Genomic DNA, 20,827 nt, shown 5'->3' with positions numbered 1-20,827 from the left:
GCTCAGCCGCCCAGCTTCCAGTTGCGGATCTCCTCAGGGTCCTCGCCGTGGCTGCGGGTGTGCTCGCGGGCGCGGTACCGCCGGTCCTGCAGGTCCTGGCGCAGGAGCGCGTGCGTTCCCGCGAGGCCCGGCACCCTGTCGATCGCGTCAATAGCCAGGGTGAAGCGGTCGATTCCGTTGAGCATGGCCATGTCGAACGGCGTGGTGGTGGTCCCCTCCTCCTTATAACCGTGCACGTGCAGGCCCTGCTGGTTGGTGCGCTTGTAGGCCAGCCGGTGGATCAGCGCCGGGTAGCCGTGGTACGCGAAGATCACGGGCTTATCCGGGGTGAAGATTCCGTCGAAATCATGGGCGGGCAGGCCGTGCGGGTGTTCGCTTTCGTCCTGCAGCCGCATCAGGTCCACCACGTTCACCACGCGGACTTTGAGCCCGGGGGCGCCTTCCCGGAGCAGTTCCGCGGCCGCCACGGTCTCCACCGTGGGGACGTCGCCCGCGCAGGCCAGAACGACGTCGGGCTCCTCGCCGGGGACTTCGGAGCCGGCAAACGTCCAGATTCCCAGGCCGCGGCGGCAGTGGTTGGCGGCATCCGCAGGGCCCAGCCAGGTGGGCGAGGGCTGCTTGCCACTGACCACGATGTTCACGTAGTCCGTGGACGCCAGGCAGTGCTCCATGACCGACAGCAGGGTGTTGGCGTCCGGCGGCAGGTAGACCCGGATGACCTCGGCCTTCTTGTTGACCGCATGGTCGATGAACCCCGGGTCCTGGTGCGAGAACCCATTGTGGTCCTGCTGCCACACGTGCGAGGACAGCAGGTAGTTCAGGGACGGGACCGGCTGTCGCCACTGCAGCTTGCGGTGCACCTTGAGCCACTTGGCGTGCTGGTTGAACATCGAATCGACGATGTGGACGAACGCCTCGTAGCAGTTGAACACCCCGTGCCGTCCCGTGAGGAGGTAGCCTTCGAGCCAGCCCTGGCACAGGTGCTCGCTCAGCACCTCCATGACGCGGCCGGAGCGCGCAAGGTGCTCATCGACGTCGTCAATCCGGTACTGCCACACCTTGTCGGTGACCTCGTAGACGTTCTGCAGCCGGTTGGATGCCGTCTCGTCCGGGCCGAAGAGCCGGAAGTTCTCCATGTTCTGTGCAATCACGTCCCGCATCCAGGAGCCCAGCGTAATCATCGGGCTGACACGGTCGGTGCCCGGGCTGGGAACCTCGACTGCATGGTCCTGGTACGCGGGCAGTTTGAGCGCACGCCGCAGCAGTCCGCCGTTGGCGTGCGGGGTTGCGCTCATGCGGAAGTCCCCGGTGGGCGCGCCCCTGGCGACGTCGGGCCGGAGCCTTCCCTCGGCGTCGAACAGCTCGTTGGGGCGGTAGGACTCCAGCCACTCCCCCAGCTGCTTCAGGTGTTCCCCATTGGTTCGGACCTCGGACAGCGGCACCTGGTGCGCCCGCCACGTCCCTTCCACCTGGAGGCCGTCCACCGTGCGCGGCCCGGTCCAGCCCTTTGGCGAGCGCAGGACGATCATGGGCCAGCGGTGCCCGCCCTCCCCCTCCTTTTCGGCGCTGGGATGCTGCCGGTGGGCGTCCTGGATGGCGCGGATGTCTGCCAGGCAGCGGTCCAGCACGGCGGCAAAATCGCGGTGTGCCTGCTCCGTGTTGTCCGGATCCTGCACGGTGACGAAGTACGGTTCATGGCCGTAGCCGCGCAGCAGCTGCTCCAGCTGGTCCTGCGGCATCCGGGCCAGGACGGTGGGGTTGGCGATCTTGTAGCCGTTGAGGTGCAGGATGGGCAGCACGGCCCCGTCCATGGCCGGGTCCAGGAAGTTGTGCGAGTGCCAGCTGGCTGCCAGCGGTCCGGTTTCGGCCTCGCCGTCGCCAATCACGACGGCGGTCACCAGCTGAGGGTTGTCGAACACCGACCCGTAGGCGTGGGCCAGGGAGTACCCCAGTTCTCCGCCTTCGCTGATGGAGCCGGGGCTTTCCGGGGCCGCATGGCTGGGGATGCCGCCGGGGTAGGAGAACTGCCGGAACAGTTCGGCCAGGCCCGCCTCGTCATTGCCCACGTGCGCATAGATTTCCGAGTACGTTCCCTCCAGCCAGGCATTGGCGACGACGGCGGGGCCGCCATGGCCCGGACCGGCCACAAAGAGCATCTCCACGTTGTCCCGGCGGATGACGCGGTTCAGATGGGCATACACGAAATTGAGCCCAGGGGTGGTGCCCCAGTGGCCCAGCAGGCGCGACTTGGTGTCCTCAGCCTGCAGCGGCTCGCGCAGCAGCGGGTTGGAGCGGAGGTAGATCTGGCCCACCGAGAGGTAATTCGCGGCACGCCACCAGCGGTCCACGAGTTCCAGTTCCCCCTGCTCGATGCCTTCCTGCCTCACATCGTCCTGCTGCATCGTGTCCTGCATTCCATCGCGCCCAGTGCTGCCGGCCATAACCATCCTCACCTCGGGTGTGCCGCTGCAGGCGGCCGTTTCCCCATCGCAACAGATGGAGGGGCAGGGAGGCAACCCCCCGCCGTCGGACCTTGCCTTGGGGACGTGGCACCCCTGTAGGGTACTAAGCAAGCTTAGTTTTCGTTGCGGCGAAAGCTGGGAAAATCGAAAAGTGGGGAGATCGAGACATGCCAGCCGAAGACGACGTTGTAATTCCCGGGGTTCCGTCCAGCGAACCGCCGGCGCTTGAGGAGCCCACCAGCCCTCGGGAGCCACTGCCGCCAAAACCGGACCAGCGCGGCCCCGAGGCCGTGTCCCCCACGGGCAGCCCTACCGGCGCGCCGGCCACCGCCCGCGCCCAGTCCGGGCAGTACCTGACCACGGCCCAGGGCCTGCGGCTGCAGGATACGGACCATTCACTGAAGGCCGGCGCACGCGGTCCCATCCTGCTGCAGGACCATCATCTGCGCGAAAAGATCACGCACTTTGACCACGAGCGGATTCCCGAGCGCGTTGTCCATGCCCGTGGAGCGGGAGCACATGGCGTGTTCCGTTCCTATGGGACGGCTGCCAAAGTCACGCGCGCCGGTTTCCTCGCCCCGGACGTCGAAACGCCGGTATTCGTCCGGTTCTCCACGGTGCTTGGGTCCCGCGGGTCAGCCGACGCGGTGCGGGATACCCGGGGGTTCTCCACGAAGTTCTATACCGATGAGGGCACCTACGACCTCGTGGGAAACAACATTCCGGTGTTCTTCATCCAGGACGGCATCAAGTTCCCGGATGTGGTGCACGCGGCCAAGCCCCACCCGGACCGCGAGATTCCGCAGGCCCAGAGCGCGCACGACACGTTCTGGGATTTCGTCTCGCTGCACACCGAGGCGCAGGCCCACACCTTATGGAACATGTCGGACCGCGGCATCCCCCGCTCCTACCGGACCATGGAGGGCTTCGGCGTCCACACGTTCCGGCTCATCAACGCGGCCGGCGACACCACCCTGGTCAAGTTCCACTGGAAGCCCAAGCAGGGCGTGCACTCGCTGGTGTGGGAGGAAGCCCAGATCATCAACGGCATGGACCCGGACTTCCACCGGCGGGACCTGGCGGATGCCATCGAGGCCGGCGCCTATCCGGAATGGGAACTTGGTATCCAGGCGTTCCCGGACACGGAAGACCAGATGTTCGAAGGCATCGACCTGCTGGATCCCACCAAGTTCGTCCCCGAGGAACTGGCGCCGGTGCAGCCCGTCGGGCTCATGACCCTCAATGCGAACCCCACGAACTACTTCGCTGAGACCGAGCAGGTGGCCTTCCATCCGGGACACCTGGTGCCGGGCATCGATGTCACCAACGACCCCCTGCTGCAGGTCCGGCTGTTCTCCTACCTGGACACCCAGATTTCGCGCCTGGGCGGCCCGAACTTCGCGCAAATTCCCATCAACAGGCCGCACGCCCCGGTCAACGACATGCTCCGAGACGGCATGCACCAGACGGCGGTCCATGGCGGTGCCGCGCCCTACCGGCCCAATTCGCTGGATGGCGGATGCCCGTTCCTGGCGGGGCAGGACATGGGGGCATTCGTGGACGTGCCCCAGTCGGTTGCGGAATCCATCAAGGAACGGCGCAACCCGGCATCCTTCGATGACCACTACAGCCAGGCACGGCTGTTCTTCCGCAGCCTGAGCGACGTGGAGCAGGACCATGTGGTCCAGGCGTACACGTTTGAGCTGGGCAAGTGCTACGAAACGGCCATCCGCGAACGCCAGCTCCAGGCCCTTGCCAACATCGACGCCGCGCTGTGCGCCGCCGTCGCCGCGGGCCTGGGCATGCCGGCCCCGGAGGCCACCGAGGAGGTTCCGGACCGGGATCCCAGCCCTTCCGTGTCCCAGGTGGGTGGGACCTGGCCGGTTGCCGGGCGCGTGGTGGGCATCGTCGCCGACGCTTCCAGCGATCTTGCCGAGGTGGAGGCTGCACGTAAGGCGCTCGACGGCGAGGGCATGGTTCCGCTGGTCATCGCACCAACCGGCGGCGCACTTTCCTCCGATGGGCTTTCGGTTACCGTGCAGCGGACCTTCCTGACGGCAAGGTCCACCGAGTTCGACGCGTTGATCGTCGCCGGAGGCAAGCAGCCCGCGCCCGATGCGTCCGCGGGGCGTGATGCCAAGGCCGGGGAACCGGTTGGAGCGCCGGATCCGCGGGTGGCCCTCATGCTGTCCGAGGCCTACCGCCATGCCAAGGCCATCGCTGCCTGGGGCTCTGGCTCGGCCGCCCTGGAAGCGGCCGGCATCCCGGAAGGGGCGGCAGGTGTCGTGGCCGGCAGCGACGCGGCTTCGGTGACCGCCGCGGTTTCCGGGCTCGTCGCCGCGCACCGCGCCTGGGACCGTTTCCCGGCCGCGGGAGTGACAACGTCCGCCTCGGCGGCGCAGTAGGCCTGCACAGGCCTTCCACTCCGCCGGTTTTGGCTGGGGCCCGCATCGAACATGATGCGGGCCCTTTGGCGTTTCCTGGCGGGACTCGAGCGGTCCGGGCAAAACCACCGGTTTCGCAATTACTACTTCCGGGTAGTGTGGACCCAGAATGTTCACCCTCACCATCAACCAGACGGACAGCCGGCGCGACGGCGACCAGGTGCCGCAGCTGCTCAGGGCGCTGCGGCACATCCCCGCGCGCCTGGATTTCGACCGGTCTGTGGAGGACGAAGTCCAGGGCATTGTCGACTGCCCGCACCAGGCCGTGGAGGCCGCGCTGATCGCCTTGCGGAGCGGGCATTGGTACGTGGGCATCGGCGCCGGTCCAGTGGACGAGCCGTTGCCGAACCAGATCAAGGACGCCTCCGGCCACGGGCTGGTCTATGCCCGTCGGGCGGTGGACCGGCTCCGCAACAGCAAGGAGCGGGTGCCGGTTGCGGTGGAGGGTCCGCTGGCGGATGTTGCCCATGACGCGGAAGCGATCCTGCGGCTGCTGGGCCATATCGTTCGGGAGCGGTCCGGTGCGGAGTGGCGCGTGCTGGACCTGCTGACCCCGGGAGTCCGCGGCCAGCAGAAGGCCGTGGCGCAGGAACTTGGGATCACTACCCAGGCGGTCAGCAAAGCCGTCGCGAGGGCGCAGTGGAACGAAGAACATGCCGCCCGGCCCGCAGCTGCCCGGTTGCTGGCGCTGGTCCTCACGGTGTTCTGACCATCGGTTGGTTGACCGCCTGGGCCGCGTCCCGCCGTCGTAATAACTGCCGGGGCGCTGCCCGGCAGTTAGCTGCCCGTAGCGGCCAGGACCGGCTCGCCGTTGAAGTACTCCAGTTTCCAGCCGTCCACCGCGTGGTGGTGCGCCAGGTTCAGTGCCGCGTTGTCCACGCTGGCCAGGGCCTGGCCGATGGCGCGGCTGAGGCTGACCCGCAACAGGGTGCCGTGGGTGACCACCAGGACGCGCTGGCCGCGGTACTCCTCCGCGAGGGCTTCCAGTGCTGCGAGGCCGCGGTCCGCGGCTTCGTCTTCGCTCTCGGCGCCCTTGAACCCGCCGGGCACGCGCAGCGCCTCCAGTTCGGGACCTGCCTGCATCCCTTCGGCAGGCCCGAAGCTGCGTTCGGTGAGTTCCGGGACCCGCCGGGAAACCGTGAGCCCGAGCCCTTCTGCGATCAGGTCCGCGGTCTCGGCCGCGCGGCTCAGCGGCGAGGAGACAATGGCGTCCCATTCGTAAGCTTCAAGGATGGCGACGGCGTCCCGCGCCTGGCCGCGTCCGACGTCGTTCAGGGGGATGTCGGTTGATCCCTGCAGTCGGCGCTCGGCATTCCAGTCGGTCTGGCCATGGCGGACGAGGGCGAACGTCGTAAGGGTCATGCCTCTATTCTGCCTTGGCCCGGCGGCAGGCCCTGAATCCCCGCTTGCCCTATCAGTTATGGCTCCCAAAACGGGGGCGGTTTAGGAGCCATATTTGATGGAGCAAACTGCCAGGTCCTGCTTAGAGGAGGCTGCGCAGGACGTGGGCGGCGCCGTCGTCGTGCACTGAGTGGGTGACTTCGTCCGCCGCGGCGACCACTTCCGCCGGGGCCTGCCCCATGGCGACGCCGCGGCCGGCCCACGTGAGCATTTCGATGTCGTTCCGGCCGTCGCCCACCGCAACCGTCAGGTGCTCTTCGAAGCCAAGCCGGAGCCGGAGGTTTTCCAGGGCACTGGCCTTGGTGACACCCGCAGCGGCGATGTCCAGCCACGCGGTCCAGCCCACCGAATAGGTCACCCCCGCAAGTCCCACGTGGTTGATGGCCTCGTTGAACTCTTCGGGCGTGTTTTCGGTGCTGAACACCACCACGCGGACGGCTGTTGCCTCCAGCATGGTCTGGAAGTCGACTCCCACCGCCTCGACGCCGAAGCTGGCATCCTGGAACCGCTCGGTGGAGAGGAACCTGCCGTCGGCGTCCTCAAGCGCGTACTTGGCGGACGGAAGGCGTTTGCGGAGCGCACGCAGGGCCGGTCCCGGATCGAACGTGGCCTTGTGGATCACCTCGTAGCCGTTTTCCAGTTCGGGGTGCAGCCGGAGGGTCACCCCGCCGTTGCAGCACACGGCGTACCCGCGCTCGATCCCGATCTTTTCGATGATGGGCAGCGTGGCGTTCAGGGAGCGGCCGGTGGCGATCATCACCTCGTGCCCGGCGGCCACCACGGCCTGCGCAGCGTCCCGTACGCCAGGGGACATGTGGCCGTCGTGGTTCACCAGCGTGCCGTCCACGTCCAGGGCGACCATGAACTTCCGGTCCACCGCGGCGAAGCCGATGCCGTTGCGGTTATAGTCTCGATTGTTGTCTCGCCGGTCATCGTTGCCGGCGACTGAGGTTTCAGTCAGCGTTGTCATTCACACAGTGAAGCAGACGTAACTGACACGCGCTAGGACGCGGACCACAGGTTTATTGAACTGTTGGTTAACACGGCGGGTTTCCACATCGGGGCCGTTCCTCATGGCCGCTCTGGCCGGCTCTCCGGTTCCCCCTGCCGCGGTCAAGTCCCCTCAGCGTTTTGCAGGGAATTGTCCGCTCCGCGGGGAGTTGCCGCCCAGTTTCCACATACGCGGTCCAGGTTGGCCCTGCCGGCGCCTGACCCGCCCACCATGGGCTTATGGAATCGAATGAAGCTGTCCTGGTTTTGGCAAGCCGGCGCCGGGTGCTGACCGGCGACAGTCGGGCGCTGAGCCGTGGCTACAGGAACGGCACCCTGGTCAGGGTCAGAACCGGCGTGTATTTCGGCAAGAGCGCCTGGCTCGCCCTCAAGCCTTGGGAGCGGTACGGGACCACCATGGCAGCTATGGCCGCCGTCGATCCGTCCACCACCTTCTGCTATCTGACGGCTTTGCGCATTTGGCGTCTTCCCGCCCCGGGAGTTCCGACCCACGTGCATGTCATTACCCTTTCACCCCACAAAGCGGGCAAGCAGCCATCAAGCACCACCGCAGCGCGGGATGCGAAGACCAGGAAAACCGGCATCGAACACATCAGCGGCTACGGTATCAGCCGGCACTTTTGGCGTGCGGATTCAGTCCACTCCCGGGGCTTCTCTGTCACGTCCCTGCCGCAGACCGTCATGGACTGCATAGTCAGGCTCGAACTTCCGGACGCCGTGGCGCTGGCAGATGCAGTACTCAGTCCGGACAGGCGCCCCGGTGAAGGGCTGACGCGCCGGCAGCTGATCGACGCATCTGCAGATCTGCCGTCGGAGGCCAAGCGCCGCCGGATCGAGTGCGTGCTGGCCTTGGCGGATGAGACTTCAGAGTCCGTTGGGGAATCCCGCAGCAGGGCCATCATCCACGTGCTCGGACTGCCCGCACCCGTCCTCCAACGCGTATTCCATGACCACGACGGTTTTATTGCGCGGACGGATTTCTTCTGGCCTGATGCCGGAGTGATCGGCGAGTTCGATGGCGACGCAAAGTACCTCGATGAAAGCTTGCTGAGCGGACGAACTACCCAGGAAGCCATCCTGGCGGAGAAGAAGCGGGAAGACAGGTTGCGGGCCCTTGGCTACAAGGTGGTCCGCTGGGACTGGAAGACCCTGGCCACCCCGGACCTCCTGCGTCAACGGCTCGCGGCTGCTGGCGTCGTGCCACAGAAAACCCCGCCCCGTGGTCGAGACCCCCGTGCATGACAGGGGGAATAGTCCACAAGGCGGGGTGTTTCCGCACCCCCTACAGGACCGGCAGGACCTCGAGGCCGCCCAGGTACTTCTGCAGCGCCTTGGGGACGTTGACGGAGCCGTCCGGGTTCTGGTGGTGCTCCAGCAGGGCCACGATCCAGCGGGTGGTGGCCAGCGTGCCGTTCAGGGTCGCCACGGCGCGGGTGCCCTTGGCGACGCCCTCCGAGTTGACCACTCGCTCACGGATGTTCAGGCGGCGGGCCTGGAACGTGGTGCAGTTCGAGGTGGAGGTCAGCTCACGGTAGGCATTCTGCGTGGGGACCCAGGCTTCGCAGTCGTACTTGCGCGCGGCGGACGTGCCGAGGTCGCCGGCGGCGGTGTCGATGACCCGGTACGGCAGCTCGCACTTGGCCAGCATCTCCTCTTCCCAGGCCAGAAGCCGCTGATGCTCGGCGGCGGCCTCTTCAACAGTGGTGTAGATGAACATCTCCACCTTGTTGAACTGGTGCACGCGAATGATGCCCCGGGTGTCCTTGCCGTGGGATCCGGCTTCGCGGCGGTAGCAGGAGCTCTGGCCCGCGTAGCGGATGGGGCCGGCGGAGAAGTCCAGGATCTCGTCGGCGTGGTACCCGGCCAGGGCCACCTCCGAGGTGCCCACCAGGTAAAGGTCGTCTTCGGCGAGGCGGTAGATCTCGGCGTCGTGCTTAACGTCGAAGCCGGTGCCCTGCATGGTCTCGGGGCGCACCAGGGTGGGGGTGATCATGGGGATAAAGCCGGCTTCGATGGCCTGGTCCATGGCCATCTGCAGCAGAGCCATCTCCAGCCGGGCACCTACACCGCGCAGGAAGTAGAAGCGCGCACCGGAGACCTTGGCACCGCGCTCCATGTCGATGGCGCCGATCAGCTCGCCGATCTCCAGGTGGTCCTTGGGCTCGAAGTCGGGGAATTCGCGCGGGGTGCCCACGGTCTTGACCACCACGTAGTCGTCCTCGCCGCCTTCCGGCACGCCGTCCTCGACGAGGTTGGGGATGGTGCGCAGCAGTTCTTCCTGCTTGGTCTGGGCGGCATCGGCTTCCGCGGAGGCGGCCTTGACCGAATTGGCGAGTTCCTTGACCTCGGCCAGCAGGGCCTGCTTCTCGTCGCCCTTGGCCTTCGCCACCTTCTTGCCGAACACGTTCTGCTCTGCGCGGAGGTTCTCGAAGCGGAGCAGGGCGGCACGCCGCGCGGAATCCGCGGAGATGATCGCGTCCACCACTGATTCGTCCGCGCCGCGGGCGCGCTGGCTGGCACGGAACTTGTCCGGGTTTTCGCTGAGGTCTTTTACGTCGATCACCAGACAAGGGTATCCAATTCACTGCACGACGGCGGGCGTGCGGCGCCGTGCCGCGGCCTGCCGCGCGCCGGGCTACTGTTGAAGCACCATGAGCGACTGGATTCTCTACCTGCTGATTGCGGTGGCGCTTGCCTTCGCCACCTCCAGCTGGTGGGGGGTGCGCCGCCTCAAGGCCCTCCATATGCGCAGCGCGGTGGCCGGGGAAGCCTACGACTCAGGGCTGGCGCAGCAGCGGGTTGCCGTGGTCCTGAACCCCATCAAGGCGCGGGCCGACGAAGCCAGGGGGATGATCCACAGGGCATGCCTGGCGGCGGGGTGGGAGGAGCCCGTCTTTTTTGAGACGACGGCGGATGACCCCGGCTTTTCGCAGATGCAGGCCGCTTTGGCGGCAAAGCCCGACGTCGTCCTAGTGGGCGGCGGCGACGGCACAGTCCGCGTCGTGGCTGAGGCGCTGGCACGCACGGATGTGGCCATGGGTTTGATTCCGCTGGGCACGGGCAACCTGCTGGCCCGCAACGTGGACCTGGACGTGAACGACCTCCACGGCAATGTCCAAACGGCGCTTTTTGGGCGGCAGCGGTACATCGACACCGCCCGGATGGCCATCGAGAACTCGCGGACGGGCCACTATTCGGAACACGTCTTCCTGGTGATCGCCGGAATCGGCATGGATGCCGAGGTCCTGGCGGACACCAACGCCGGGCTGAAGAAAGCCGTGGGCTGGCTGGCCTACACGGAGGCCGGGGTGCGCCACCTCCCCGGCCGGCGCAAAAAAGTATCCATCGCCCTGGATGGCAGCCCGGAGCAGATCCGGAACATCCGCAGCGTGCTGTTCGCGAACTGCGGCCTGGTCCCCGGCGGTATCGATTTCATCCCGCAGGCCATGATCGACGACGGCATGCTGGACGTGGTGGTCATGAGCCCCCGCAGCGCCCTGGGGTGGCTGCTGATGTACATGAAAATCATGTTCAAGCACAGCGGGAAGCTGCCCATCATGACCGTGTACCGGTCAGCCAAGGTGGTCATCAAGTGCCCGGAGCCCATGCCCACACAGCTCGACGGCGACACGTCGGGTGAAGCGACCCAGCTTACGGTTCACGTGGAGCCCCGGTCACTCCTGGTCAGGGTCAGGGCACAGGAACAGGGCGGCGGCCCAGCGCACGGTAGCACGCGCGTAGCAAGGTAACGGGGCTCAGGAGCCGGATTTCTTCTCGTCCGCTGCAGCAGGTTTTGCGTCCGCGTGGCCATGCTTGGCAGCAGCGTGGGCTTCGGACTGCTCGCGGATCATGGCCTGCTCCTCTTCGAAGCGCAGGCGGTCAGCGCGGTCGGCGTCGTCCCCGTCCCAGTCCTGGTTGTCTCCCGTCGGCTTGGGGTTGACGATCATCCCCTGGCCGTCATTGTCAGTGCTGCTGGTCATGACCCGCTCCCTTCGTCAGGGGCCATACCCCGTGTGGATCAGGCAAGCATACGCACAGTCCACAGCCCACGGAAGTATTTTCGTGGGCATTTGCCTACGCTTTGGGCGAAGCTCCGGAACCGCTTTCACCTGCGGCGGATTCCTCGGCGAGGACCGATTCCACCCACGTCCGGGCGGCCGCGAAAGCTGCATCTGAGGTGTGGGCCGGCACCGGCGTAGCGTGCTGGTCTGCCCTGGCGTAGGAGCCCAGGAAGCGGGTACCGGGGCTGATGCGGTGCAACCCGGCCAGTGCATCGGCCACCCTGGCCTCACGGGCATGGCCGTCGGCGTCGATGCTGAAGAAGTAGTGGCCCAGGTATTGTCCGGTGGGCCGTGACTCGATCCTGCTGAGGTTGACGCCGCGGCTGGCGAACTGGTCAAGGATCTCCATGAGGGCGCCGGGCCGGTCCTCCGGCAGCGGAACCACAACGGTGGTCTTGTCCGCCCCGGTGCGTTCCGGCAGTGGAGCCGGGCGGCTGACCAGGATGAAGCGCGTTACCGCCCCGGGGTTGTCCCCCATGTCTTCCGCCAGGACCGACAACCCGGCATGCTCCCTGGCAACCAGCGGCGCGCAGATTGCCGCATCGTACTGGCAGTCCGCGTCAAGCAGCCCCAGCGCGGAAGCCGCCGTCGACGACCCGGGGACGTATTCCGCGTCAGGTATGTTCCTGTCCATCCACAACCGGCACTGCGCCCACGCATGGCCGTGGGTGGAGACCCGGCGCACGTCCTCCAGCTGCACGCCGGGGCGGGCAGCCAGGACAAAGCTGATGGGAACCAGGACCTCGCGGATGATCCGCAGTTCCGGGCCTGTGGCAATGGCGTCCAGCGTGGCAGTCACGCCGCCCTCCACTGAATTTTCGATGGGGACCATGGCAGCGTCAGCGGTTCCCGCGCGTACCTTGTCCAAAGCAGCATTGACGTTCGACGCCGGCATCCGGACCGCCTGGCGGGCGCCGGGAACCTGCAGCAGGGCGGCCTCGGTGAATGTGCCTTCGGGGCCGAGGAAGGTATAGGCGTAGGGCACTAAAGCACCAGCGGCTTGAGTCCGTTGTCCGATACCAGGGGTTTGCCGGATTCCAGCCACTGGTCCATGCCGCCGGAGACGTTGATGGCGGTATACCCCTGGCCGGTGAGCCACTGTGCCACGCGGAAGGAGCGGCCACCCGTGCGGCAGATGACATAGACGTCCTCGTCCGGATCGATTTCGCCCAGCCGGGCCGGGATCTGGTCCATGGGGATGTGCAGCGCGCCTTCGGCGTGGCCGGCAACCCACTCGTAGTCCTCCCGGACGTCCAGGATCACGGCGTCGGCGGGGACGTCATGGACGGGGACGGTATCGAAATCGCTCATCGGAGTCCTGTTCTTGGCGGATCTGGCGGATCAAAGTCAGGTTTAAGCCTAGCCCTTCCGCCTCCCTGCACCCGGAACACCTCCAGAAATAGGGGCGGGTTAGGCTGGTGAAGGCCCAGGAGGTGTCCATGTCCCAGCAGCTGACCGCCCTTTCAGCACCACCCACTAATGCCTGCCGGAAGGCCGGACCTCAGCCGACGGGCCGCCATGCCTGAACTCCACGAACTTCCGGCGCTGGCGCTGCGGGACCTCCTGCGGAGTGGAGCCGTTTCCGCCGCTGAGGCCGCCACCCATTTCCTGGAGCGGATCGGGCGGGAGAACCCCCTGCTGGGCGCCTTCATCACCGTGACGGCGGACCAGGCCCTCGAGCAGGCCGCGGCGGCGGACACCCGCCGCCTTCATTCCGACGCCGGCGACCTGCCGCTGCTGCACGGCATGCCACTTGCCTTCAAGGACCTCACGGACGTGGCCGGAGTGGTGACCACGCACGGCAGCGCTGCCCTTGACCACAAAGCCGCCCCCGCCGACAGCCCGCTGGTTTCCCTCTTCAAGGACGCCGGCGTGGTTTCGCTGGGGAAGACCCAGGTGCCCGAATTCGGGCTGACGGCCTACAGCGAAAACCGCATCGCGCCGCCGTCGCGCAATCCGCACGCACCCGGCAGGAGCTCGGGCGGCTCATCCGGCGGCAGCGCCGCCGCCGTAGCGGCAGGGCTGCTGCCCTTCGCTCCCGGGACCGACGGCGGCGGATCGGTCCGCATCCCGGCCGCTGCATGCGGGCTGGTGGGGCTCAAGCCGGGCCGGGGCCTGGTGGCGGCGGGCGAAAGCGCCGGCGATCCTGCCCGGCTGGTGACACCGGGACCCCTTGCCCGGAGCGCAGAGGACGCTGCACTGATGATGGACGTCCTGGCCCCGGGGAACCAATACCTTAAGGCAATCCGGCAGGAGCCGCCGCGGCTGAAAATCGGCATCACGCTGGACAGCCCCTGGTCCGGTACTTTTCCGTTCACGCCGGATCCGGAGGCCCTGGACGCGCTCCAGGCCGGCGAAGCCCTCCTCGAACATGCCGGCCACAGCCTTGGTGACGCCGGCGTCCGCTACGACAACCGCTACCCGGACGCCTTCACCACCGCCTGGACCGCCGGAGTGGGGGCCGCCCGGATCAGCCCATCCCGGGAAGCGCTGCTGGCGCCCCTGACCCGGACCTTCCGACGGCGCGCGCAGCAGCGCAGCCCTGCCAAACTTGCCGAGGCGCTGGCGTTCCTGCGGCAGTTCCAGCACGACACCGTGGCGCAGTACCGGCAGTGGGACCTGATGTTGATGCCCGCGCTGGCGCAGACGCCCCGGCCGGTGGGCTGGTTCACCGGGACCGCCCACGGCAGCGACCGCTGGCCGTCGGCGCAATGGCCCGGGGACGCCGATGGCGACTACCGGAAGCAGTGCGAATACGCACCCTGGTCATCGATGGTGAATGTGTGCGGCCTGCCGGCCATCACCATTCCGGTGCATTGGACCGGCGGTGCCCCCGGGAGCGGACTTCCGATGGGAATCCAGCTGGTTGGGCCCATGGGTTCAGAGGCCCTTCTCCTGCAGGTAGCGCGCCAGCTGGGCTACTGAGCCGGTCCGGAGCGCAAATGGGAACCGCCGCGGTTGCTGTTGTTGACCTGAACCTAACACCGGATTAACCGGCTTGTAACCCTGGCGGCGAAGACTGGAACATACCTTTCAGCACCCTCCATTCGCCCTCCGCCCGATGAGGAGTTGCCCCACCATGAACGCCGAATACCCCGCCGCAAGCACCGGAACCACTGAGACAGCAGAGGATGGACGGCCGGACCTCAGCAACTCCAACGTCCGGGAGGATCTTGCCATGGCAGGCCGCTGCGCCCTGATGCACCTGCCGACGGGCCGGACCTGCCTCCTCCCCCTCCGCCACCAGGGGCCCTGCGAATTCCACCGCCCGCAGGAAGCGCAGGACATCGTGGCCGGGGGCTGACAGGCCGCGGCGTTCTTCCTCCGGCGCCTCTCCGGTCCTCCAGGCCCCTCCGCCCTGGCCGCGCTGCCTGCGGGACAGTGCCGCCCGCCGTCGGATAACCTCCCAAACCCTCGACTCGAAGGCTAACCGGGAGGACCATTAAAGGGCAGTCACCATGAGGAGGTCTGTATGTGCTACGCATCGAACAAGGACTTCGGATGGGGCGCCAGGAAAGAAACGACGCGCCGGCCCGAAGCCGAAGCAAAACCGGAAACCCCCGCGGAAGCTCCCGGGAAGCCGGCGAAGGAACAGGAATTCACCTTCTGGGCCTTCCCCAACTGGCGCCGGACGCCTGCGCCGCGCACCCCTTCCGCTGAAAAGAGTCGGGAGAGGGTTTGACGCCGGGCAAAACAGCCCGGCAACAGTAAGCAAGAGCAGACGGAGGGGCTCCCCGCGAGGGGCCCCTCCGCCGCGTCGGCCCCGTCTTCGGGCCCGTCCCCAAACGGCCCCCGCCAGCGGTCAACCGCTGCTGCCGTTGTGTTCCGCCGTGACGGGCGTCTATGGTTGAACCATAAGCATGCTTAGCATTCTGGGAAAGGGACGAGCATGAGTGAAGGACAGTACACGCCGGGGCCTGACCGCGCGCCGGAGACGGAAACCGGCCGCACGCCGTCGGGCCTTGGACAGCCTGCGGCAGACCGGGCCACCACCCAAGGGACTGCCCCGTCCTACCCAGCCGGAGGCCCGGCAACACCTGCCACGGCAACGGCTCCTGCACCCGCCGGCGGCGCGCCGGAGCGGAAGGTCACCCGCGCCGGAGTCATCTGGGCGGCGGTGGTTGCCGCGCTGGTGCTCCTGATCCTGCTGATCATCTTTATCCTGCAGAACCAGGAGCTGGTCCTGGTGAAATTCCTGGGCTTCGAAGGCTCCGTCCCCTTGGGCATGGCCCTGTTCATCGCCGCCGTGACCGGTGGCGTCCTGGTGGCCGCAGCAGGCGGTGCGCGCATCCTGCAGCTGCGCAGGAGCACCCACAGGTCCAGGACGGCCGTGCGGCGGTAGTACCGGGACGCAGGCCCTAGCGGGCGCCCAGCGTCGCAAATTTCCCGGCGCGGGCAGCCACCAGTTCCGGCACGGGAACTCCCACCACGGACGCCAGCTCATACTCAATCGCTTGTGCCATCCGGACGCAAAATTCGCGCGGCTCAAGGGAAGCATCACCGCGCTCATCAACGATATGGTCCACCAGCCCGTTCGCGTACAGGGCTTCAACATTCACACCCTGCGCCTGGGCCATGGCGGGAGCGAATTCGGTGGTCCGGTGGACGATGGCGCTGGCCCCTTCCGGCGGCAGCGGCGAGAGCCAGCTGTGCTGCGCGGCGATGGTCCTGTCCGCAGGCAGCAGCGCCAGCGCCCCTCCCCCGGCACCCTGGCCAAGCAGCACGGAAACCGACGGTGACCCGAGTCCGATCAGTTCGTGCAGCGAGCGCGCAATTTCGCCGGCAAGCCCGCCCTCCTCCGCTTCCTGCGAAAGGGCGGCACCGGCAGTGTCGATGACGGTCAGCAGGGGCAGACGCAGTTCTTCCGCCAGCTTCATCCCCCGCCGCGCTTCACGCAATGACCCCGGACCCATGCCGGCGGCGTCTTTCCGCAGCGGGCGTGCGTGCCCCAGCACGATGCAGGATTGGGCGCCGAAGCGTGCCAGGGCCAGCAGCAGCCCGGGGTCCTTCTCCCCCTGCCCGGTTCCATTGAGGGGCAGCGCGTCCGTGGCACCGAATTTCAGCAGCTGGCGAAGGTCGGGCCGCCGCGGTCGGCGGGAGAGCTCGATGGATGTCCAGGCGTCCACGGACGATGACCGGACGTTCACGGTGTCGGGAGCCGCGGGGCGGGCGGGCCGCTGGTCCGCCGGCGCGAGAATGTCCAGGGCCCGGCCCACCAGGTCGGCAAGGTCGCCGGGCTCCACCACGCCGTCGATCAGCCCCTTGTTGAAGAGGTTTTCCGCCACCTGCACGTTTTCCGGGAACGCTTCGCCGTACAGTGCCTCGTAGACCCGCGGGCCGAGGAATCCCAGCAGGGCACCGGGCTCGGCCACGTTGATGTGCCCCAGCGAACCCCAGGAGGCCATGACGCCGCCGGTGGTGGGGTGGCGCAGGTAGACCAGGTAGGGAAGCCCGGCCTGGCGGTGCGCACGGACCGCCCCGGTGATTTTCACCATGGACAGGAACGCGAGCGTCCCTTCCTGCATCCGGGTGCCGCCGGAGGCGGGGCCGGCCAGCAGCGGCAGGCCCTCCGCAGTGGCGCGTTCGACGGCGGCAACAATCCTTTGCGCCGCCGCGTGTCCGATTGATCCGGCGAGGAAGGAAAATTCGCTGACGATGAGCGCGACCCTGCGGCCGCGGATCAGCCCGGCGCCGGTGATCACTGATTCGTCGGCGCCGCTGCGCTCCCGCGCCTTGGCCAGGTCCCGGGCATACTCGTCGGACAGCGCAGGCTGCTCCGGTTCCGTGTCCCAGGAAACGAACGAGCCCGGGTCCACCACGGCCTCCAGCAACTCGGTGGCGTTCATGTGCCGCACCTTCTCTGCCGTCGCCACGCTACTTGGCACCCGGAGCCGCGGGGGCCAGGCCCAACCATTCCCTGATGGCGGCGCCGTCCTCATTGAGCAGCGGCGGCGCATCGTGCCCGGTCGGGGTGGTTTCCGCGGCATCGCCGGGTGCGAAGAACCGCAGCGGCGGCCCGGGCAGGCTCACCTTTCCCAGCAGCGGATGGTCCACATCCACCACCAGCCCCTGGGACGCCACCTGGTCCCAGGCGTACACCTCGTCAAGTGAGCGGACCTTCCCGGCCGGGATCCCGGCGTCGTTCAGCTTCTGCAGCAGTTCCACTGCCCCGTACCCCGAGAAGGCGCGTTCGACGGCGGCAATCACCCCGCCGCGGTTCCGCACCCTTTCGGCGTTGCTGGCAAAGCCGGGAGCTGCAGCGTCCAGGCCAAAGGCTGCCGCGAAGGACTGCCACAGCTTCTCACTGCCGACGCTGATCTGGACGCTGCCGTCCTTGCAGTTGAACAGGCCGTAGGGGGCGATGGACGGGTGGTGGTTTCCCTGGGCCTGCGGAACTTCACCGGCAACGGTGGCCCGGGTGCCCTGGAATGCATGGACGCCAATCAGCGAGGCCAGCAGCGATGTCCGCACCACTTTGCCCTGGCCGGTCCGGTTCCGCTCCACCAGGGCCGCCAGGACGCCGAATGCCCCGTTCATGCCGGACAGCAGGTCGGCGATGGGGACGCCCACGCGCTGCGGATCGTCCGGCCCGGAGCCGGTGAGCGACATAAGCCCGGCTTCGCCCTGCAGGATCTGGTCGTAGCCGCTGCGCTGGGATTCCGGCCCGTCATGGCCAAACCCTGTGATGGACAGGATCACCAAGCGCGGGTTGAGCTCATGCATCGCCGCCGTTGAGAAGCCCAGCCGGTCCATGACGCCGGGCCGGAAGTTCTCGATTACCACGTCCGCCCGCTCCAGCAGCCCGCGCAGCACCGCCTGGCCGTCGCCGCTCTTCAGGTCCAAACTGATGGATTCCTTGTTGCGGTTGCAGGACATGAAGTAGGTGGACTGCAGGTCATCTTCAGGGCCGACGAAGGGCGGCCCCCAGCCGCGGGTGTCGTCCCCGGTTCCCGGGTTTTCCACCTTGATCACGCGGGCGCCGAGGTCCGCCAGCATCATGCCGGCGTGCGGTCCGGCCAGTGCTCGGCTGAGGTCGACGACGGTGTGCCCGGCCAGGGGGCCTTGGCGGTTCTCGGCGCTCATATTCAAGTTTCCTTTCTAAAAAAACAGGCTGGGGCGGGGCGGTGGCCGCTAGAGCCAGCCGGGGACCACCAGTGCCAGCCATGCCAGGACGGGTCCGGCCACGATGACGATTCCGCTGTAGCCGAGGATCCGCTTGTAGAACTGGTCCTTGTCCACGCCTTCCGGGGCGTTGGCGAGCACCAGGGCGCCGTTTGTGGAGAACGGCGAGACGTCCACGATGGTGGCGGAGACGGCGAGGGCGCAGATGACACCCACGGCACCGATTTCACCGGTGGACAGGAACGGGACTGCGAGCGGGATGAGAGCCGCCAGGATGGCGGTGGAGGAGGCGAAGGCGGAGACTATGGCGCCGATGAAGCAGATGATGAGGGCTGCCAGCAGCGGCATTCCCATTCCGGCCACGCCGCTGGACACGAACTCGATGGTGCCGGCCTCTTCCAGCACTCCGACGAATGTCAGCATGCCGCAGATGAGCAGCACGGTGGACCAGCTGATCTTGTTGATGGCACCCTTTTGGGCGGCGGGCGAGACCAGGGCCAGCACGATGGCGATGGTGATGGACACGAAACCTACATCCATCTTGAAGCCCAGGGCCACAACGGCCAGCACGATCAGGCCGGCGATGGTGACCAGTTGGGGAATCCGTTCGGAACGTTCCTTGGTGGCAGCAATGCCGTCGCCGGCGGGGTCGCGGGGGCCGTACATGCCGGAGCCGAAGCCCTTGAAGGGGACGTCGCCGCCGGCCGCCTTGGCGCCGACGCTGACCGCCATGCGCGCCTCGGCCGCCTGTTCCACGAAGTGTCCCACCTTGGAGGACAGGAGGTTCTTGCCGCCCAGGACCACGAAGAGCACCAGCGCGATGACCAGGTTGAAGATGAAGCTGGACAGGAAGAGTGCGGTGGGGCTGAAGGCGAGGTCGGTCTTGGCCAGGATGCCGTTGACCGTGACGCCGTAGACGGCGATGGGCGAGAAGCCGCCGGCCTGCGCGCCGTGGATCACCATCATGCCCATCAGCAGGGGGCTGATTTTGTACTTGCCGGCGAAGCTCAGGGCGATCGGGGCAATGATGGCGACGGCGGCGGGAGACAGCGCGCCCACGGCCGTGATCACGGCGGTGATGGCGAACATGACCCAGGGAATGAGGGCAACGCGGCTGCCCACGAGTTTGACGGCGCCCCGGACCAGGAGGTCGATGGTGCCGTTGTTTTGCGCGATGGCGAAGAGGTAGGTGACGCCCACGATGGTCAGGAAGAGGCCGCCGGGGAAGTTGGCCAGGATCTCATTGGTGGACATGCCCAGCACCACGGCGCCGAGCAGGAAGGCCCCGACGAAGGCGAGCGCGCCCATGTTGAGGGGCAGGACGGTGGCGAGCAGGAACATCGCGGCCAGGATGATGATCGATAAGACAGGAGCGGACATCGTTGGTCCTCCGTTGGGGGTACGAGAGTGTGACGTGAGTTACTGGCTCACTGGACTAGCCTCTTAGACAGTGAGTCTATCTGTCAATAGACGGTGCCGGTATTCTGGACGGATATACCCAAGGGAGGGCTTTGTGGAGAAGACGGCACGGATGGGCCTGGAACGCGTGACGCGGCCCCGGCTCTATGAGCAGCTGGTGGAGCAGATCCTGGCGTATATAGAGTCCGCGCAGCTCAAGCCCGGCGACCTCCTGCCGGCGGAGCGCGACCTCGCCGAGCGGCTGGGCGTTTCCCGAGCCACCCTTGCCCAGGCGCTGGTTGCCCTTGAGGTACTCGGAGTTATTGACGTGCAGCACGGCACCGGCGCCGTCCTGGCCAGGCGCCCCAGCGTGGCCTCGGTGGTCAAGGGCCTGCGGGAACACCGAAGCCGGCTGCCGGAAATCGTGGAAGCCCGGAGCACCCTTGAAGTGAAGCTGGCAGCCCTGGCTGCGGAACGCCGGACGGACCAGGACCTTGCCGCCATCGACAACGCCCTGGACGTCATGGCCGGCGAGATCAGCGATGGCGACCGCGGAACCCACGGCGACGAACTGTTCCACCAGGCCATCACCGCCGCGGCGCATTCCTCGGTCCTGGCGCAGCTGATGGCCTTCATTGCGGAAATGATCCTGGAGACCCGGATGGAGTCGCTGGGCCAGCCCGGCCGGCCGGAACAGTCCCTGGCATCGCACCGGAAAATCGCCGACGCCGTGCGCGCGCAGGACGGGGAGGCTGCCGCGAAGGCCATGTTGTCGCACATCGAACTGGTCTCCGACGTGGAGCTTCTCCGCTAGCAACCCCGGGCAGGCCAACCCACGGCGACACGCCGGGCTGTCTGGATTCCCGGACAGCCGGTGCCGGATGGCGGTGTTGCGGCGCCCCGAAACCCGCTGTGATGGACCTTACGT

At 67.2% G+C, this 20,827-nt stretch carries 18 protein-coding genes; 8 read left to right on the top strand and 10 right to left on the bottom strand.

Annotated elements, in window-relative coordinates:
- Nucleotides 1–2 precede the first annotated feature (2 nt).
- Entirely contained in the window at nt 3–2,441 is a 2,439-nt protein-coding gene (locus tag ACFVTD_RS13810) for a phosphoketolase (protein WP_387563859.1), read from the bottom strand.
- Nucleotides 2,442–2,629: 188 nt separating this feature from the next.
- Here ACFVTD_RS13810 and ACFVTD_RS13805 point away from each other — a divergent pair, with 188 nt between their 5' ends.
- Nucleotides 2,630–4,867 (top strand): catalase, encoded by a 2,238-nt coding sequence (locus ACFVTD_RS13805; protein WP_387563856.1) that lies wholly within the window; start codon nt 2,630–2,632, stop codon nt 4,865–4,867.
- 148 nt (nt 4,868–5,015) lie between these two features.
- A complete protein-coding gene (locus ACFVTD_RS13800) occupies nt 5,016–5,615 on the top strand; it encodes a hypothetical protein (RefSeq protein ID WP_387563853.1) in 600 nt (199 codons plus the stop codon).
- Between the two features lie 68 nt (nt 5,616–5,683).
- On the opposite strand, the gene ACFVTD_RS13795 is transcribed toward ACFVTD_RS13800, so the two are convergent.
- Complete coding sequence (locus ACFVTD_RS13795) at nt 5,684–6,268, bottom strand: histidine phosphatase family protein (protein WP_387563850.1); 585 nt, start codon at nt 6,266–6,268, stop codon at nt 5,684–5,686.
- A gap of 121 nt (nt 6,269–6,389) precedes the next feature.
- Nucleotides 6,390–7,277: an HAD family hydrolase gene (locus tag ACFVTD_RS13790; RefSeq protein WP_387563847.1), complete on the bottom strand. Its 888-nt coding sequence runs from the start codon at nt 7,275–7,277 to the stop codon at nt 6,390–6,392.
- A 260-nt stretch (nt 7,278–7,537) separates the two neighbouring features.
- Here ACFVTD_RS13790 and ACFVTD_RS13785 point away from each other — a divergent pair, with 260 nt between their 5' ends.
- On the top strand, nt 7,538–8,560 hold the full coding sequence (locus ACFVTD_RS13785) for a hypothetical protein (RefSeq protein WP_387563844.1): 1,023 nt from the start codon (nt 7,538–7,540) through the stop codon (nt 8,558–8,560).
- 40 nt (nt 8,561–8,600) lie between these two features.
- On the opposite strand, the gene serS is transcribed toward ACFVTD_RS13785, so the two are convergent.
- Nucleotides 8,601–9,881 (bottom strand): serine--tRNA ligase, encoded by a 1,281-nt coding sequence (gene serS / locus ACFVTD_RS13780; RefSeq protein WP_387563841.1) that lies wholly within the window; start codon nt 9,879–9,881, stop codon nt 8,601–8,603.
- A gap of 88 nt (nt 9,882–9,969) precedes the next feature.
- Here serS and ACFVTD_RS13775 point away from each other — a divergent pair, with 88 nt between their 5' ends.
- Nucleotides 9,970–11,067, top strand: a complete 1,098-nt coding sequence (locus ACFVTD_RS13775) for a diacylglycerol/lipid kinase family protein (RefSeq protein WP_387563838.1) — start codon at nt 9,970–9,972, stop codon at nt 11,065–11,067.
- Between the two features lie 6 nt (nt 11,068–11,073).
- Here ACFVTD_RS13775 and ACFVTD_RS13770 read toward each other — a convergent pair whose 3' ends face one another.
- The 3 genes from ACFVTD_RS13770 to ACFVTD_RS13760 form a co-directional block, all read right to left on the bottom strand.
- Nucleotides 11,074–11,298 (bottom strand): hypothetical protein, encoded by a 225-nt coding sequence (locus ACFVTD_RS13770; protein ID WP_387563836.1) that lies wholly within the window; start codon nt 11,296–11,298, stop codon nt 11,074–11,076.
- 94 nt (nt 11,299–11,392) lie between these two features.
- Nucleotides 11,393–12,364 (bottom strand): prephenate dehydratase, encoded by a 972-nt coding sequence (gene pheA, locus ACFVTD_RS13765; protein ID WP_387563833.1) that lies wholly within the window; start codon nt 12,362–12,364, stop codon nt 11,393–11,395.
- Complete coding sequence (locus ACFVTD_RS13760) at nt 12,364–12,690, bottom strand: rhodanese-like domain-containing protein (protein ID WP_387563830.1); 327 nt, start codon at nt 12,688–12,690, stop codon at nt 12,364–12,366. The genes pheA and ACFVTD_RS13760 overlap by 1 nt, the downstream gene beginning before the upstream one ends.
- Before the next feature lie 207 nt (nt 12,691–12,897).
- Here ACFVTD_RS13760 and ACFVTD_RS13755 point away from each other — a divergent pair, with 207 nt between their 5' ends.
- The 3 genes from ACFVTD_RS13755 (at nt 12,898) to ACFVTD_RS13745 (ending at nt 15,721) form a co-directional block, all read left to right on the top strand.
- A complete protein-coding gene (locus ACFVTD_RS13755) occupies nt 12,898–14,304 on the top strand; it encodes an amidase (RefSeq protein WP_387563827.1) in 1,407 nt (468 codons plus the stop codon).
- A gap of 154 nt (nt 14,305–14,458) precedes the next feature.
- Nucleotides 14,459–14,683 carry a hypothetical protein gene (locus ACFVTD_RS13750; protein WP_387563824.1) on the top strand — a complete coding sequence of 75 codons (225 nt, stop codon included), beginning with the start codon at nt 14,459–14,461 and terminating at the stop codon, nt 14,681–14,683.
- 585 nt (nt 14,684–15,268) lie between these two features.
- Nucleotides 15,269–15,721: a lipopolysaccharide assembly LapA domain-containing protein gene (locus ACFVTD_RS13745; protein WP_387563821.1), complete on the top strand. Its 453-nt coding sequence runs from the start codon at nt 15,269–15,271 to the stop codon at nt 15,719–15,721.
- Nucleotides 15,722–15,737: 16 nt separating this feature from the next.
- On the opposite strand, the gene ACFVTD_RS13740 is transcribed toward ACFVTD_RS13745, so the two are convergent.
- Genes ACFVTD_RS13740 through ACFVTD_RS13730 form a run of 3 tightly spaced genes read right to left on the bottom strand, consistent with a single transcriptional unit; the run spans nt 15,738 to nt 19,881 of the window.
- Nucleotides 15,738–17,252, bottom strand: coding sequence for a carboxyl transferase domain-containing protein (locus ACFVTD_RS13740; RefSeq protein WP_387563818.1), 1,515 nt, complete (start codon nt 17,250–17,252; stop codon nt 15,738–15,740).
- A 1-nt stretch (nt 17,253) separates the two neighbouring features.
- Nucleotides 17,254–18,462 carry a CaiB/BaiF CoA transferase family protein gene (locus ACFVTD_RS13735; protein WP_387563816.1) on the bottom strand — a complete coding sequence of 403 codons (1,209 nt, stop codon included), beginning with the start codon at nt 18,460–18,462 and terminating at the stop codon, nt 17,254–17,256.
- 48 nt (nt 18,463–18,510) lie between these two features.
- Complete coding sequence (locus ACFVTD_RS13730) at nt 18,511–19,881, bottom strand: SLC13 family permease (protein ID WP_387563813.1); 1,371 nt, start codon at nt 19,879–19,881, stop codon at nt 18,511–18,513.
- A 133-nt stretch (nt 19,882–20,014) separates the two neighbouring features.
- Between ACFVTD_RS13730 and ACFVTD_RS13725 the strand changes: the two genes are divergently transcribed.
- Entirely contained in the window at nt 20,015–20,713 is a 699-nt protein-coding gene (locus ACFVTD_RS13725) for a FadR/GntR family transcriptional regulator (protein WP_387563810.1), read from the top strand.
- Nucleotides 20,714–20,827: the final 114 nt, after the last annotated feature.

The organism is Pseudarthrobacter sp. NPDC058119, from assembly GCF_042884655.1.
GTDB lineage: Bacteria > Actinomycetota > Actinomycetes > Actinomycetales > Micrococcaceae > Arthrobacter.
The sequence above is the reverse complement of the archived record's forward strand: the minus strand, read 5'-3'. Positions and strand labels throughout refer to the sequence as shown.

Coding starts and splice junctions, on each gene's coding strand:
- ACFVTD_RS13810 (WP_387563859.1), bottom strand. CDS start 2,441: ATGGCCGGCAGCACTGGGCGCGATGGAATGCAGGACACGATGCAGCAG.
- ACFVTD_RS13805 (WP_387563856.1), top strand. CDS start 2,630: ATGCCAGCCGAAGACGACGTTGTAATTCCCGGGGTTCCGTCCAGCGAA.
- ACFVTD_RS13800 (WP_387563853.1), top strand. CDS start 5,016: ATGTTCACCCTCACCATCAACCAGACGGACAGCCGGCGCGACGGCGAC.
- ACFVTD_RS13795 (WP_387563850.1), bottom strand. CDS start 6,268: ATGACCCTTACGACGTTCGCCCTCGTCCGCCATGGCCAGACCGACTGG.
- ACFVTD_RS13790 (WP_387563847.1), bottom strand. CDS start 7,277: ATGACAACGCTGACTGAAACCTCAGTCGCCGGCAACGATGACCGGCGA.
- ACFVTD_RS13785 (WP_387563844.1), top strand. CDS start 7,538: ATGGAATCGAATGAAGCTGTCCTGGTTTTGGCAAGCCGGCGCCGGGTG.
- ACFVTD_RS13775 (WP_387563838.1), top strand. CDS start 9,970: ATGAGCGACTGGATTCTCTACCTGCTGATTGCGGTGGCGCTTGCCTTC.
- ACFVTD_RS13770 (WP_387563836.1), bottom strand. CDS start 11,298: ATGACCAGCAGCACTGACAATGACGGCCAGGGGATGATCGTCAACCCC.
- ACFVTD_RS13760 (WP_387563830.1), bottom strand. CDS start 12,690: ATGAGCGATTTCGATACCGTCCCCGTCCATGACGTCCCCGCCGACGCC.
- ACFVTD_RS13755 (WP_387563827.1), top strand. CDS start 12,898: ATGCCTGAACTCCACGAACTTCCGGCGCTGGCGCTGCGGGACCTCCTG.
- ACFVTD_RS13750 (WP_387563824.1), top strand. CDS start 14,459: ATGAACGCCGAATACCCCGCCGCAAGCACCGGAACCACTGAGACAGCA.
- ACFVTD_RS13745 (WP_387563821.1), top strand. CDS start 15,269: ATGAGTGAAGGACAGTACACGCCGGGGCCTGACCGCGCGCCGGAGACG.
- ACFVTD_RS13735 (WP_387563816.1), bottom strand. CDS start 18,462: ATGAGCGCCGAGAACCGCCAAGGCCCCCTGGCCGGGCACACCGTCGTC.
- ACFVTD_RS13730 (WP_387563813.1), bottom strand. CDS start 19,881: ATGTCCGCTCCTGTCTTATCGATCATCATCCTGGCCGCGATGTTCCTG.